Genomic DNA, 12,768 nt, shown 5'->3' on the forward strand with positions numbered 1-12,768 from the left:
GATGGGTGCAACGTCAACCAATTCGTCACTCCAGGGACCGGGATCAGCCTTGCAGTTTGATGAACTCTCGATACAACCGCGCCAATACAGGTTGAGCGGCTTCCAGCTCGGCCAGTTCTGCCGAGGTAACTTTTCGATGTTCCAAAGCGCTTACCACGGGGGCTGCCAGCTTCTTGGCTTCTTCCTCGCCGTAGTCTTTGACCCATTGGTCATATCCGCCCGGGTATCGGCCCTGTTCGCCTGCCTGACGCAGATCAAACAGCGCCCGGTCATCCCTTTGGTGTGCGTGCTTCAACTGCTCAGTCCATTTCTTTCGGTCGGACAGCTCAGGGCCGAACATTTCGAGCAGACGGGTATCGGCCAATGTACGCAGTGAACGGTTGATACCCGCCAAGCTTTCCTGCAATGGCTGCAGCAGCTGGGCGAGTTCCTTATCGGTGGGGGTGCTCATGGGTCAACGTCCTTGGTGGTCATGGAATGGGTCTGCCAGTACCGAAGCCGTTCGGCGTCGGCTTCCAGCACGAAACGATCGATCATTTCAGCAGGTGCGCAGATCTGCGCGCACCGCCAACCCTCCGGGGTTTGAGTGAGGTAGCTGGAATAGATTTTGTCGCGAATTGCCAAGGCACGCTGTTTCGTCAGGCCATGTGCATTGGCGACCGCGACAAGACCCTTGCCTTCGACCAGGATTTCAAAGGCGACGTCGAGGCTGCGCTGGTGCATTTTCGACTTGGTGCGGATCCGCTCGAATTCTTCACGCGGTATCCGCAGGTCCTGGTCATGGTGCCGGGCCGTCATTCCGAGTCTTTCCAGCGTTCGGCCAGCTGCTTACGCGCTTCCTCCAGCTCGGCCTTGAGGTAGGTATTCTCCGAGGTCAGCGTTTTGACCTGCGCCTCCAAGACGGTGTTGGCTTCGCGCAGCTTGCCCAGCTGGTCATCGAGTAAGGTTTGCTGAGTCGATGCCGGTGGGGCGCCCTTGTCTGCACCTTTCTTGCCACCGCTGTGTACGCGAAGTGAACGATGGCCAAGGACCCGACCACGGCACGCGAAGCGATGGTCGCGCAAATGATGGAAGACTTTGATGCCATCGTGCGGCGCCTGGAACAGGTTGACGCCGACCTGGCGGCGAAGACTTCCGAAGCCGTACGCGATGCAGCAGGCAAAGTCCTGCTGCAGACGCAGCTGAACTTCGAGTCGATGATGGAAGAACAGCGCAACGCACTGGTGCAGGCAGGACGCGAAGCGGCGGCCCGGATTGGGAATGAGATCAACCGCAGTGCGGCCAACCTGGTGACTGCACAGGCTGAGCGCCGGGCGGTTGGGTACTCGGTAGCTCTGCTACTGATTGGTGCGGCGCTAGGCGCCGCCATCGTGTACGTCGCCTACTTAGCGGGACGGTGAGGGGGCTTGCCCCCTTTTTTTGATGTGTAACCTGTATCGTACGATACAGGTTACAATGTCTGTAACGTTCACCCCCCCTGACGCCGAGTGATCAGCATGGGGGATTCTCGCGTGCGAGAAATGGAGGCCGCATGTCCGCAACCCCAAGCCAGCTGCTCTATGACGAAATCGAAGGAGCGTACGATTGGTTCAATGATCGGTTGTACGGTGGCCAGCTGCCTGGCTGCATCTTCACCCTGCAGCGCAAGGCCAACACTTTCGGCTATTACTCGCCATCGCGCTTCCTGCGCCGGAATGGCTCGGGTAAGAGCGATGAAATCGCGCTGAACTGCGCCTACTTCGCGCATCGCAGCATCAAGCAAACGCTGTCCACGCTGGTACATGAACAGGCGCATCAGTGGCAGGATCGCTACGGGAAGAAGTCTCGCGGCGGCTACCACAACCGTGAGTGGGCCGACAAAATGGAGGCCATCGGGCTGATGCCTTCGCACACGGGCGAACCTGGCGGGCGTCGGTGCGGGCAGCAGATGACGCACTACATCATCGAGGGCGGTCCCTTCGATGTTGCATGCGACGAATTGCTCGCAACCGGCGCCATGATTTCCTGGATCGATATCGTCACCCAGCGGGTGCCAATGTCCGCAACGCAGTTGTACGGGCCAGGTGGGGAGCCTTTACCCCAGCCCGAAGATCCGACCATCGACATACCGGCGCTGACTGTCGCGGGTCTGATTCAGCCGGCCACGCCGGCTGAGGATCCGAAGAACAAGCGCAAGTACACCTGCCCGAGCTGCAAGTTGAACGTATGGGGTAAGCCAGGCCTGAGCGGGCGGTTGCTCTGTGTGGATTGCGACGTACGTTTCCTTGAGGCCGGCGAGCTGGTGGAAGTGCCGCCGGACTCTGATGCCCAGCCGGGCGGGGACGACTGAGAACCGAAAGGGCGTCAGTTGCCCCAGCTTGGCCGCTGCCGGCGAGGCGACTTGCTGCTGGACAAGCCCTAACGTATATATGCGTTAGGGCATAGGATCAGCAGGAGGGACTGAGCTCTCTGTACGAAACATCCTGGCACGCGATGTGGCGTTGCAAACCGCCAGACCTTCGCGCCAAAGCATTTCGTATGGAGCCAGGCTCCGCATCGGCTGACCTGACGCTTACTTGAGCGCCGTGTTCAGATAAGTATCGACCAGGATGCGCTCGGCCTTGCGCTTGCCGGCGCGCAGGAAGGCCTGGAAACGCTCGCTGGCCATCAGCTTGCCAGCCTGGGTGTCGAGGCGTCGGCGCACGCTGTCGGGGCCATGCTGCTGGGCATGCGAACAGGCCAGGGTCTCGACCAGCTTGGCGCGGAATTTCTCCAGGCCACGTCCGCTTTCCACCCGCTTCCAGGTCGAGACGAAGAAGGTTTCGCCACGCCCGGGTCCGTCGCAGGCGACATAGGACACTGCGCACAGTCCCACACCGCTGCGCTTGCGCCAGTGCACCGCACTGCGCTCATCCAGCGTCAGCACGTCATCTTCCAGCCAGGCGTAGCCGCTGTGGGTCAGATGGATGATCGCCGCTTCCAGCGCCCCCAGGGTGCTGCCGAAGGCCTGGTCAGCGAAACGCGCCTGCAGCACCACCTGCTTGTCGCGCACCACCCGCACCGACCAGCCGGCCCCACGTGCGTCGCGGCTGATACCGCGCGGCACGCGGTAGATCAGACCATCAACCGCCCGGTCGTAGCAGCGCAGGCCCGATACATCCACATCGGAATGCACCCGCGCTTCGGGCTCCTGCTCCAGCGGTTGGTTGATCGGCTGGCCACTGCGGTGCAGAAAACGCAGGATCTGCACCGACTCGGGAGTGACATGGAAGGTGGTCAGGAACGGCCAGCGCTTGAGAGCCAGCTCCCCGATCCCGGAGGACTCGGCAGACGGCTTGGCGGCGGCCGGCTTGTGCTCGAGGATGCGGCTTTCGGCCACCACATCATGCACGATGGCCTGCGCCTGCTCGGCGCCGAGGCGTTCCTTGTAATGCTCGTAGATATCGTCGAGGTCCGCACTGGCCTTGCGTGTCAGCTTCAACATGTCGGGGTCTGTCTCCACTTGGCTTCGATATCGCTGAGGTCCAGCAGGCGGCCGGCACGAACATCGGCCAGGCCTTCCTCGACCGGATCGGGCGCGGTCTGCTGTTCGAGGTAGCGGTTCAGCGCCTGGCGCAGGTGCCAGGCCTGGTCACGACGGGTCATCTGCGCCAGATGCTGCAGGCGCTTGAATTGCTCGGGTTCCAGAGGGAGAGAAACAACGGCTGTCATGGGAAGATCCTGCGAAGGCCTGGCCAGTACCAGGGACGATTCGCAATGCCATGATCGACTGGCGCTCCGGTTGCCAGATGGATCAATTGAACACAAATAAAACCAATATCAAATAGCCATGACCTTTCCACTGTCCGGCTATTTATCATTGACGCGATGAAACAATGACCCGCCGGTCACGAATTAGTTCCCTTTTATATCAAGGCATTCTATTAACACGGCGGGTTCAAGGCGGACTTATTGTTCCTCAGCAAGCATGTACGAACAAGGCCGTAAGCAAATAACAAAGTGCCACTACTGTGTCGAAACAGAAATAATTTCCGCTCACGTCGATCAATTATTTCCGTCCCTTTGCATTGGCACGCCGTGCGCCGCTATCGGACTGCTTACAAAAACGACTTACCGCTCGTCGGAATGCTCCAGCGAGCGCAGGTAATCGGCCACCGCAATCCGGTCGACCTTGCGCTGGCCTGCCCACAGGAAGTGTCGCCAGGTGTCGCTGTCGAGCAGCCGGTCGACCTCCTGGCGGATGCGTTTCTGTTCCGCATAGGGCACTTGCGCCGGCGGGTTATCCATCCGCCAGGCGGCTTCCAGCACTTCGACCAACTTGCCGCGCAGCTTCTCCAGGCGGCGATACCGGCCACCTTGCCACCGATGAACGCCGGGCCACCGCTGTCACCGCTGCTGAGTATGCCCTCGCTCTGCCCCAGTCCGGTGTGCTTGAGGTTGAGGAAACGCCCCAGGGCGTCCTGGGCACTGCTGCCATTGTCGAAGTCGGCGATCAACTGGGTACCGGGTTTGGGTGCCCAGGGCATGATCGCACCCGCCTTGGCCTTGAGAGCCGAGGCATCGGCATCGAACGTGTTGCTGGCCTTCTGACGGATCGGCGCCCCTGAGTAGCTGCTGGACGTTCCCGCCGCACCGGTGCCCGGCTTGCCATAACCGACGAAGGTCATGGCTTGGCCAATCTCGTCGCTGGCCCGGTAGATGTCGTAGCGCTGGGCGGTGACCGGCGCATGGCCATTGAGCCAGACGATGGCCAGGTCGTTGTTCAGGCTGCTGGCGTCATAGCCCGGCAGGATCGTGGCCTTGCTCGATGTGAGGGTCTTGACCCCGGCGCTGGTCTCGAAGGTCACGGTGCTCGGCGCGCTGCCGTTCTTGAACAGATGCGCCGTGGTCAGGATCGCCTGGCCGCCGTAGAGCAACACGCCCGTTCCATAGACACCTCCTGTGGAAACCTTTACGACGCCGTCATATCCCTGACCTGGCGCAGCCTTGTTGCGTGAATCGGCATAGGAGGTGACCGTGGAAACCATGAGCATGTACCGGGTGATGGCTTACCTGCATTGTGTCGGCGGCGCGACAACACGATTAAGGGTCGTCCGTCGGATTTGGAATCAATACGCCATTATTTATTTGGCCCGCCACCGAACGCCAGGGCATGTGCCGGGTCAGATCCCGACGCCTTGCGCCATGCCATGATCCCCCTGTCGTGTTAGGCTCCGCGTCCTTGTTGCGCACACCTGCCGACAGGAATCTGAACGGCCTGGATGCCCGCCGGCGCTTCATGCCTGAAGCCCGGCCCTTTATTGAACCGAGATAGATCACAGAATGAAGATTGGCTTGAGTTGTACGGTCTGGGCAGGCGGCGAACGCGCCGGCCACCTGGATGGCATCGGTACCTATTCGCGCGCCCTGTGGGGTGGCCTGAACGACCTCACCCAGCAGACCGGCGACCAGCTCATCCCCTACGCCTTCGGCCGTGACCTGCCGCACATGGCCTGCGGTACGCCGCGCCAGCTGGCCGAACGCTTCCCGGTGCATGCCCTGCTCAGCGGCATTCTCAAGCTGCCCCTGGCCAACTCCCGGGCCATCGCCGGCGAAGTCGAGCTGTTCCATGCCACGGACCACTATATTCCGCGCATCGCCGGCGTGCCGACCGTGGCCACGGTGATGGACGTGATCCCGATGCTGCACCCGGAATGGATCAAGAACGACCTGCGCAGCCTCAAGAGCTGGCTGTTCAAGACCGCGATCCGCAAGGCCGACCACATCATCACCATCTCCGAATACAGCAAGCAGGACATGGTCGAGCACCTGGGCATCGCCCCGTCGCGCATAAGCGTCACGCCGCTGGGCGTAGAGCCGGTGTATTTCGAGCGTATCGACGCGGCGCACAAGCAGGCGGTGCTCGACAAGCATGGCCTGAAACCCGGCTTCTTCCTGTTCGTCGGCACCCTGCAGCCACGCAAGAACCTGCCGCGCATCCTCCAGGCCTTCAAGCAACTGCCCGCCACCGTGCGCCAGGAGCACCCGCTGGTGATCGTCGGCCGCGACGGCTGGAACAACGAAGAGCTGCTGCCACAGTTGGCCGCCCTGCAACAGCAGGGCGAAGGTCGCTGGCTCAGCTACCTGCCGCAAGACGAAGTGATGGCCCTGCTGCAGAGCGCCGCCGCCCTGACCTTCCCGTCGCTGTACGAAGGCTTCGGCCTGCCGGTGATCGAAGCCTTCGCCGCGCAGTGCCCGGTGCTGGCGTCCAACAGCACCTCGGTACCGGAAGTCGCCGGCGATGCCAGCTGGGCCGTGGACCCCTACGACGTGGACAGCATCAGCAGTGCCATGCAGGCGTTGCTGGAGCAGGATGCGTTGCGTGACGAGAAGGTTCGCCTGGGCCTGGAGCGTGCGCACCAGTACACCTGGAAGGAATGCGCGCGGCAGACCCTGGAGATCTACCGCCAGGTGCGCGGCTGAAGCGGATGAAGCCGATACTGGCCAGTTAGGTCGCTCCAGCAAAGTCTGAGAATGCCTGACAGGCCTGTATGCGCCTAAAGCCCCTGTCGATTCCCGGCAGGCCCGGCACCTGAAGAGCTGCCGGGCCTGCCAAGGGCTTACTTGGCCAGACGCCCGTAACGGTCTTCGAAACGTACGATGTCGTCTTCGCCCAGGTACGAGCCGGACTGCACTTCGATCAGTTCCAGCGGCACCTTGCCGGGGTTGGACAGCGAGTGCTTGACGCCCAGAGGGATGTAGGTCGACTGGTTCTCGGAGAGGATCAGTTCCTGGTCGTCGCAGATCACTCTGGCGGTACCGGACACCACGATCCAGTGCTCGGCGCGGTGGTAGTGCATCTGCAGCGACAGGCACTCGCCCGGGCGCACGAAGATACGCTTGACCTGGTAGCGGTCGCCCATGTCGATGGTGTCGTAGTGACCCCATGGACGGTTGACCAGCGGATGGGTGACGAACTCGGGCCGCGCCTCGTTCTGCAGGCGCTTGACCACTTCCTTGACCTGCTGGCTGTCGTGCTTGTTGGCAACCAGTACGGCGTCCTTGGTCTCGATGACGATCAGGTCCTCGACGCCCACGGTGGCCACCAGGCGGTGATGCGACTGCACCAGGCAGTCCTTGGTGTCGATGGCCAGCACGTCGCCTTCCAGACGGTTGGCGTTTTCGTCATGCGGGCCGACGTCCCAGATCGCCGCCCAGCTGCCCAGGTCGTTCCAGCCGGCATTCAGCGGCACCACCAGGCCGGCATCGGTGTGCTCCATCACCGCGTAGTCCACCGACTCGTCGTCGCACAGCGCGAACTGCTCGGCCGGTACATGGGTGAAATAGCTGTCGACCTGCGCCTGCTGCAGGGCCACGCGGCAGGCACTGAGGATGTCCGGGCGGTGACGTTGCAGCTCGGCGATGAACTTCGAGGCGCGGAACATGAACATGCCGCTGTTCCACAGGTAGGCGCCCGAGGCCAGGTATTCGGCGGCCAGCTCCGGCGACGGCTTTTCCTTGAACGCCGCGATGGCGAAGCCGCCCTGCTCGATGGCCTGGCCACACTGGATGTAGCCGAAACCGGTTTCCGCGTGGGTCGGGGTAATGCCGAAGGTCACCAGGCGGCCAGCCTCGGCATGGGCCTGGGCGACCTGCACGGCGGCGCGGAAGGCCTGCTCGTCATGAATGTGGTGGTCGGCGGCCAGCACCAGCAGCACCGGGTCGCTGCCGTCGGCAATGGCCTGCAGCGCCGCCAGGGCGATGGCCGGCGCGGTGTTGCGGGCCAACGGCTCGAGGATGATGCGCTGGCTGGTGATTTGCGCCACGCGCAGCTGCTCGGCGACGATGAAGCGGTGGTTCTCGTTGCTCACCACCAGGGCCGGTGCGTGCTCCAGGCCGTCCAGGCGCGCCAGGGTGCGCTGGAACATGGTTCCCTGGTCCTGGCCGTCCAGCGCCAGAAACTGCTTGGGAAAGCTCTGCCGCGACAGCGGCCACAGACGCGAACCGCTACCACCAGCCAGGATTACGGGGGTGAACATAGATACTCCATTCTGATAGCACGCAGGCATGCGAAGCGCCGCATTATCCGGGGGCTGCCAGGGGGATGCAATAACAGTCGGCGGGCTGTTCAGGGCCTGGGGGCGGGGATTTCTGGCCTTGAGGGGGGGCCTGTGTGGTGGCCCGGTGAAGGCGCGGGCTTGCTCGCGAAAAGACCTGCCACGGTGTGGAAGCCATTCGCGAGCAAGGTGAACGAGCCGCCCTGCGCCGCTGCGCCCACCATGACGAACGGCGGGAACATTGGATCCATGCTTGAGTCCAACGTCGCGTTTTCTTACGCCATTGTGTCGATTTCGATACAACGGCCTGGTTCACGCGTTACAGCATTAAGGACGATCCATGGCCACGCTGAAACTTCATCAACCCATCAATATGACCACGCTGCAGGCCTGGGATGGCGAATTTTCCATCGCCGACAGCACGCATATCAGGGCCACCGATGGGGTAAGAACCCAGGATTATTTCGGCACCTTCCAATACAGCAATGACGACTTGAGCGGCGGCACCCTGACTTCCACGGTCGCCTACCAGAACGGCCTGTATTACGAAGTCACCGACCTGAACAGCGATGCCCTGACCATGGCCGGGTACATCAATGACTTCGATTTCAAGGGCGCCTTGAACGAAGTACTCAAGGGCAACGACACTCTGATCGGCTCGGACGGCAACGATGTCCTGACCGGAGGCGCCGGCAATGACCACTTCGACGGCGGTGCGGGCCTGGACACCGTCGCCTACAGCAACGGCCGCGCGAACGTCACCGCCACGGCGGCCGACGGCGGCTACGTACTGCAGATGCCGGGCAAGACCGACACCCTGGTGAACATCGAGCGGGCCAGCTTCGGTGATGGCTCGACCCTGGCCCTGGACGTCGACCAAGGCCAGAACGCCGGCTCCGCCTACCGCCTGTACCAGGCGGCCTTCGACCGCAAGCCGGACACCGGCGGGCTGAAATACTGGATCAACGACCTGGATAAGGGCGCCAGCCTCCAGCAAGTGGCTAAAGGTTTCGTCGACAGCGCCGAATTCAAGCAACTCACCCCGGCCACGGACAACAAGTCGATCATCAACAGCTTCTACCAGCACGTGCTGCATCGCGACGCCGATGCCGGTGGCTTCCAGTACTGGGAAGACGCCATGGCCCAGGGCATGACCGCCAGTGAAATGCTGGTGTCGTTCTCCGAAAGCGCAGAGAACCTGAACAACACCGCCGCCGACCTCAATGGCGGGCTGTGGCTGGTCTGATCGCCCTCTTCACCCTTACCTTCAACTGCAATCGGGACAAGGAGTCTCCATGGCAACTATTAGCTACAAAAGCCCTTTCGACGCCACCGACCTGGATCGCGCCTCCCATGCGGGCGTTAACGGGCAGGTCGTCAGCAGCAACAGCATGCGCATCGTTTACGCCGATGGCGCCTACAAAGCTGAAGTCAGCGGCTTCCTCGGCTCGGGTAATCCTCAGGTCGACAAGTTCACCGGAGTCTCCTACTCGAAGAACGACGTCGTGTTTCTCAGCGTCACTGGCCTGGATATCAAGGTCGCCGACGCGTCGAGCACCACGTCGTTCTATGACGGTGACGACACCTACCGGGGCTCGGCAGGCAACGACCAGTTCATCGCTTCGCTGGGCAACGACACCTACTTCGGCGGCGAGGGTACCGACACCGTTCACTACAGCGCGCTGAGCAGCGACTTCAAAGTCGATTCCCTGGGCAGCAACCTGACCAACATCGAAGGCCTGGGCAAGAAAGACACCCTGTTCAGCGTCGAGCGCGTGCACTTCACGCAGGACGACAAGACCGTTGCTCTGGACGTCGGCCAGTGGCAGAACGCCGGCGGCGCCTACCGCCTGTACCAGGCCGCCTTCGATCGCAAGCCGGATATGACCGGCCTGAAATACTGGATCGGCGACCTGGATAACGGCGCCACCCTGCAGCAAGTGGCCCAGGGCTTCGTCGACAGCGCCGAGTTCAAGAAGCTCAACCCTGGCTCTGACAGCAAGTCCATCATCAACAGCTTCTACCAGCACGTGCTGCATCGTGATGCCGATGCAGAAGGCTTCAAGTACTGGAAAGATTCCATGGCTCAGGGCATGACCGCCAGCGAGATGCTGGTGTCGTTTTCCGAGAGCACGGAAAACATGAACAATGCTGCCGCCGACCTCAATGGCGGGTTGTGGCTGGTGTAACCCTGCACAGGGTTTAAAAACTGTGGGAGCGAGCTTGCTCGCGAACGAGCCACTGCCGAAATCCTTCAACCGGCCGCTCTCACAGCTCCAGGCGCTTGGCTAAGTGCTATCATTTACTTGTATCATGCCTCATACAAATCCTCACCCTGCGATGCCACCGGCAGCGTGTTCATCGCGCAGAGCCTGCTGAGCTTCGATGCATCTTCATTACCTCGGAAAAAGACGCCCTGGATGGCTCGTGTCACGTTCAATAAACCCTTCACAGCCAATGACCTGCTCATCGCCACCAATGCCGGCTACTTTGGCACTCTGGTTGCCCAGAGCAGCACCCACTTAAAAGTCGTCTACGGCAGTTACTCGGCAGAAATGTATGGCTCGTCACTCAATGGCAGCGTGCGCTACGCGGTGGTCGATAGCCTGGTCTATTCGAAGAATGGCGAGCCTTTCGCGACCATCACCGGCATGAACCAGCACCTCAATGACAGCAACCCGGCCGCCTACTTGTATGGCGATGATGTCTATACCGGTTCATGGGGTAACGATCACTTCTACGCGTGGCCGGGTAACGACTATTACGATGGCGGCAGTGGTATCGACACCGTTCATTACAATGCACAGGCCAGTGAACTGACCGTGGTCAATAACGGTAACTTCTACGCCGTGGGCATCTGGAACAAAGTCGACACCCTGGTCAATATCGAGCGCATCCAGTTGGGCGATGACGGCGCCGTCATGGCCCTGGATGTCGGTCAATGGCAGAACACCGGCGGGGCCTATCGTCTTTACCAGGCGGCCTTCGACCGCCAACCCGACATGGCCGGGCTCAAGTACTGGATCTCGGACCTGGACAGAGGCGTCAGCCTGCAGCAGGTCGCCAAAGGCTTCGTCGACAGTGCCGAATTCAAGGCGCTTAACCCGGGTAACGACACCGCGTCGATCATCAACAACCTCTACCTCAATGTTCTGCACCGCCAGGCCGATATCGATGGCTTCAATTATTGGAAAGACTCCATGGCCAAGGGTATGACCACCAGCGAGATGCTGGTGTCGTTCTCTGAAAGTGCGGAAAACATCAATAACGTCGCCGCTGATCTTAATAGTGGGCTGTGGCTGGTGTGATGCCACAGGAAAGAAGGTGACATCGTGTCAGTAGCAATGGGCTGAGTAGTGCGCAACTCGCAACTTCAATGAGCCCCGAAAGCGATGCTATAAACAGCCATCCTCCTTCTGCTACTAGAGAGCCATCTACCCATGGTTTCGAGCGTCACCGGCTACACCGATACACGTAACCGAGCATGGACCAACGAAGGCTACGACGGCGTCGTGTTGCTCACCGTGGGCAACTACCAGGGCAGTGGCGCACTGCTATACGGCGGGCGCGCGGTACTGACGGCGGCTCATCTGTTCGAGGACGGCGTCACTTCCGCCCAAGTGACCTTCCAGACCGCTACGGGCACGCAGACCCTGGCCAGCAGCAAGGTGTGGATCCACCCGGCCTATGACGCCGTGAACACCAACAACGACCTGGCAATCGTCTGGCTCACCGACCAGGCCCCCGCAGCGGCCAACCGCTACGACCTGTACCGCAGCAGTGACGAAGTCGGCCAGACGATGACGCTGGTCGGCTATGGCCTGCCGGGCACAGGTGCCACGGGGACGTTGACGAATTACGGTGGCGCACCGATTCGCCAGAAAGCCAGCAATACCTTCGACAGCGATGTCGGCAGGCTTACTACGGTATATGGCAACGACCTGAGCTGGGCGCCGCAGGCAGGTACGCAGTTGCTGGCCGATTTCGATAACGGCAGAAGCACCAACGATGCCCTGGGCCGCCTGCTGGGTCTGAGCAATACCGGCCTGAGCAGCAACGAAGGCATCATCACCCCTGGCGACAGCGGCGGCCCTGCGTTCATCGCTGGCAAGGTAGCGGGGGTCGCCAGCTACATCACCTCGCTGAGCACCTCAACCACGCACCCCGACATCGATAGTCAGATCAACAGCAGCTATGGCGAGATCGCCGCATGGCAGAGGGTCAGCGCCTACCAGCAGGTCATCGACCAGACCCTGCGCGCCAACCAGCCCGGTGCACCGACCTGTGCCGACCAGGTACAAAGCCATATCATTGAGGGCGACAGCGGCCTGAGCCTGGGTTATTTCTGGATATCGCTGCCTTTTGGCCGCCCCAACCCCAGCCAGCAGTTGAGCGTCACCTATGCCACCCGTGACGGCACGGCCAAAAGCGGTGAAGACTACCTGGCCAGCAGCGGCACTCTGGTGTTCTACCCCGGTGAAGACCATGTGGCATTGCCAGTGGAAGTCATCGGCGACACCGCGCCCGAACAGGATGAATACTTCTTCCTCGACGTAACCAGCCCGGGTAACGGCAGCATCAGCCCCATCACCCTGAGTGCCATCCGTATCATCGTCAACGACGATGTCTTGGCCTGAGCACCCAGGGCACATTTCCCCATAGCTGCTGTCATACACCGCGCATTCGAATATGCCATGCAGGGCCGGGCGTCAGAGCCTGTTACAATGCCGCGCTTTACCAGGCCCGGTGCAAG

General features: G+C 61.3%; 14 protein-coding genes. 7 read left to right on the top strand and 7 right to left on the bottom strand.

What is annotated here, in order from left to right; genetic code table 11:
* Positions 1-43: 43 nt before the first annotated feature.
* Genes R6G97_RS23840 through R6G97_RS23850 form a run of 3 tightly spaced genes read right to left on the bottom strand, consistent with a single transcriptional unit; the run spans position 44 to position 1,064 of the window.
* The gene (locus R6G97_RS23840; RefSeq protein ID WP_104833234.1) at positions 44-451 is read right to left on the bottom strand and encodes a hypothetical protein; all 408 of its coding nucleotides are present in this window, start codon (positions 449-451) and stop codon (positions 44-46) included.
* Positions 448-798, bottom strand: a complete 351-nt coding sequence (locus R6G97_RS23845) for a TrfB-related DNA-binding protein (RefSeq protein ID WP_047306872.1) — start codon at positions 796-798, stop codon at positions 448-450. The genes R6G97_RS23840 and R6G97_RS23845 overlap by 4 nt, the downstream gene beginning before the upstream one ends.
* Positions 795-1,064, bottom strand: a complete 270-nt coding sequence (locus tag R6G97_RS23850; protein WP_192576887.1) for a hypothetical protein — start codon at positions 1,062-1,064, stop codon at positions 795-797. Before R6G97_RS23850 ends, R6G97_RS23845 begins: the two co-directional genes overlap by 4 nt.
* Here R6G97_RS23850 and R6G97_RS23855 point away from each other — a divergent pair, their 5' ends adjacent.
* Both R6G97_RS23855 and R6G97_RS23860 read left to right on the top strand, forming a co-directional pair.
* On the top strand, positions 1,065-1,400 hold the full coding sequence (locus R6G97_RS23855; RefSeq protein ID WP_192576888.1) for a hypothetical protein: 336 nt from the start codon (positions 1,065-1,067) through the stop codon (positions 1,398-1,400). It abuts the gene before it with no gap.
* Between the two features lie 131 nt (positions 1,401-1,531).
* Positions 1,532-2,329 carry a SprT-like domain-containing protein gene (locus tag R6G97_RS23860; RefSeq protein ID WP_048388313.1) on the top strand — a complete coding sequence of 266 codons (798 nt, stop codon included), beginning with the start codon at positions 1,532-1,534 and terminating at the stop codon, positions 2,327-2,329.
* Positions 2,330-2,551: 222 nt separating this feature from the next.
* Here R6G97_RS23860 and R6G97_RS23865 read toward each other — a convergent pair whose 3' ends face one another.
* The 3 genes from R6G97_RS23865 to R6G97_RS23875 all read right to left on the bottom strand — a co-directional run bounded on the left by R6G97_RS23865 (position 2,552) and on the right by R6G97_RS23875 (position 5,006).
* The gene (locus R6G97_RS23865; protein WP_104833237.1) at positions 2,552-3,463 is read right to left on the bottom strand and encodes a type II toxin-antitoxin system RelE/ParE family toxin; all 912 of its coding nucleotides are present in this window, start codon (positions 3,461-3,463) and stop codon (positions 2,552-2,554) included.
* Entirely contained in the window at positions 3,457-3,690 is a 234-nt protein-coding gene (locus R6G97_RS23870; protein ID WP_104833238.1) for a CopG family ribbon-helix-helix protein, read from the bottom strand. The genes R6G97_RS23865 and R6G97_RS23870 overlap by 7 nt, the downstream gene beginning before the upstream one ends.
* Positions 3,691-4,076: 386 nt before the next feature.
* Positions 4,077-5,006 (bottom strand): trypsin-like serine protease, encoded by a 930-nt coding sequence (locus tag R6G97_RS23875; protein WP_317847614.1) that lies wholly within the window; start codon positions 5,004-5,006, stop codon positions 4,077-4,079.
* Between the two features lie 295 nt (positions 5,007-5,301).
* Here R6G97_RS23875 and R6G97_RS23880 point away from each other — a divergent pair, with 295 nt between their 5' ends.
* Positions 5,302-6,441: a glycosyltransferase family 4 protein gene (locus R6G97_RS23880; protein ID WP_200929547.1), complete on the top strand. Its 1,140-nt coding sequence runs from the start codon at positions 5,302-5,304 to the stop codon at positions 6,439-6,441.
* 137 nt (positions 6,442-6,578) lie between these two features.
* On the opposite strand, the gene R6G97_RS23885 is transcribed toward R6G97_RS23880, so the two are convergent.
* The gene (locus R6G97_RS23885; RefSeq protein WP_317847615.1) at positions 6,579-7,997 is read right to left on the bottom strand and encodes a mannose-1-phosphate guanylyltransferase/mannose-6-phosphate isomerase; all 1,419 of its coding nucleotides are present in this window, start codon (positions 7,995-7,997) and stop codon (positions 6,579-6,581) included.
* A 358-nt stretch (positions 7,998-8,355) separates the two neighbouring features.
* Here R6G97_RS23885 and R6G97_RS23890 point away from each other — a divergent pair, with 358 nt between their 5' ends.
* The 4 genes from R6G97_RS23890 (at position 8,356) to R6G97_RS23905 (ending at position 12,652) form a co-directional block, all read left to right on the top strand.
* On the top strand, positions 8,356-9,261 hold the full coding sequence (locus R6G97_RS23890) for a DUF4214 domain-containing protein (protein WP_317847616.1): 906 nt from the start codon (positions 8,356-8,358) through the stop codon (positions 9,259-9,261).
* A 49-nt stretch (positions 9,262-9,310) separates the two neighbouring features.
* Complete coding sequence (locus R6G97_RS23895) at positions 9,311-10,204, top strand: DUF4214 domain-containing protein (RefSeq protein ID WP_317847617.1); 894 nt, start codon at positions 9,311-9,313, stop codon at positions 10,202-10,204.
* A 231-nt stretch (positions 10,205-10,435) separates the two neighbouring features.
* Entirely contained in the window at positions 10,436-11,323 is an 888-nt protein-coding gene (locus R6G97_RS23900) for a DUF4214 domain-containing protein (RefSeq protein WP_289717885.1), read from the top strand.
* Between the two features lie 132 nt (positions 11,324-11,455).
* Positions 11,456-12,652, top strand: coding sequence for a trypsin-like serine protease (locus tag R6G97_RS23905; RefSeq protein ID WP_317847618.1), 1,197 nt, complete (start codon positions 11,456-11,458; stop codon positions 12,650-12,652).
* The last annotated feature ends 116 nt before the right edge of the window (positions 12,653-12,768 follow it).

The organism is Pseudomonas sp. HTZ2 (assembly GCF_033173945.1).
GTDB lineage: Bacteria > Pseudomonadota > Gammaproteobacteria > Pseudomonadales > Pseudomonadaceae > Aquipseudomonas > Aquipseudomonas guariconensis.

Bases quoted from the DNA above. Each gene is read 5' to 3' on its own strand.
- R6G97_RS23840 (WP_104833234.1), bottom strand. From the start codon at position 451: ATGAGCACCCCCACCGATAAGGAACTCGCCCAGCTGCTGCAGCCATTG.
- R6G97_RS23845 (WP_047306872.1), bottom strand. From the start codon at position 798: ATGACGGCCCGGCACCATGACCAGGACCTGCGGATACCGCGTGAAGAA.
- R6G97_RS23855 (WP_192576888.1), top strand. From the start codon at position 1,065: ATGATGGAAGACTTTGATGCCATCGTGCGGCGCCTGGAACAGGTTGAC.
- R6G97_RS23860 (WP_048388313.1), top strand. From the start codon at position 1,532: ATGTCCGCAACCCCAAGCCAGCTGCTCTATGACGAAATCGAAGGAGCG.
- R6G97_RS23865 (WP_104833237.1), bottom strand. From the start codon at position 3,463: ATGTTGAAGCTGACACGCAAGGCCAGTGCGGACCTCGACGATATCTAC.
- R6G97_RS23870 (WP_104833238.1), bottom strand. From the start codon at position 3,690: ATGACAGCCGTTGTTTCTCTCCCTCTGGAACCCGAGCAATTCAAGCGC.
- R6G97_RS23875 (WP_317847614.1), bottom strand. From the start codon at position 5,006: ATGGTTTCCACGGTCACCTCCTATGCCGATTCACGCAACAAGGCTGCG.
- R6G97_RS23880 (WP_200929547.1), top strand. From the start codon at position 5,302: ATGAAGATTGGCTTGAGTTGTACGGTCTGGGCAGGCGGCGAACGCGCC.
- R6G97_RS23885 (WP_317847615.1), bottom strand. From the start codon at position 7,997: ATGTTCACCCCCGTAATCCTGGCTGGTGGTAGCGGTTCGCGTCTGTGG.
- R6G97_RS23890 (WP_317847616.1), top strand. From the start codon at position 8,356: ATGGCCACGCTGAAACTTCATCAACCCATCAATATGACCACGCTGCAG.
- R6G97_RS23895 (WP_317847617.1), top strand. From the start codon at position 9,311: ATGGCAACTATTAGCTACAAAAGCCCTTTCGACGCCACCGACCTGGAT.
- R6G97_RS23900 (WP_289717885.1), top strand. From the start codon at position 10,436: ATGGCTCGTGTCACGTTCAATAAACCCTTCACAGCCAATGACCTGCTC.
- R6G97_RS23905 (WP_317847618.1), top strand. From the start codon at position 11,456: ATGGTTTCGAGCGTCACCGGCTACACCGATACACGTAACCGAGCATGG.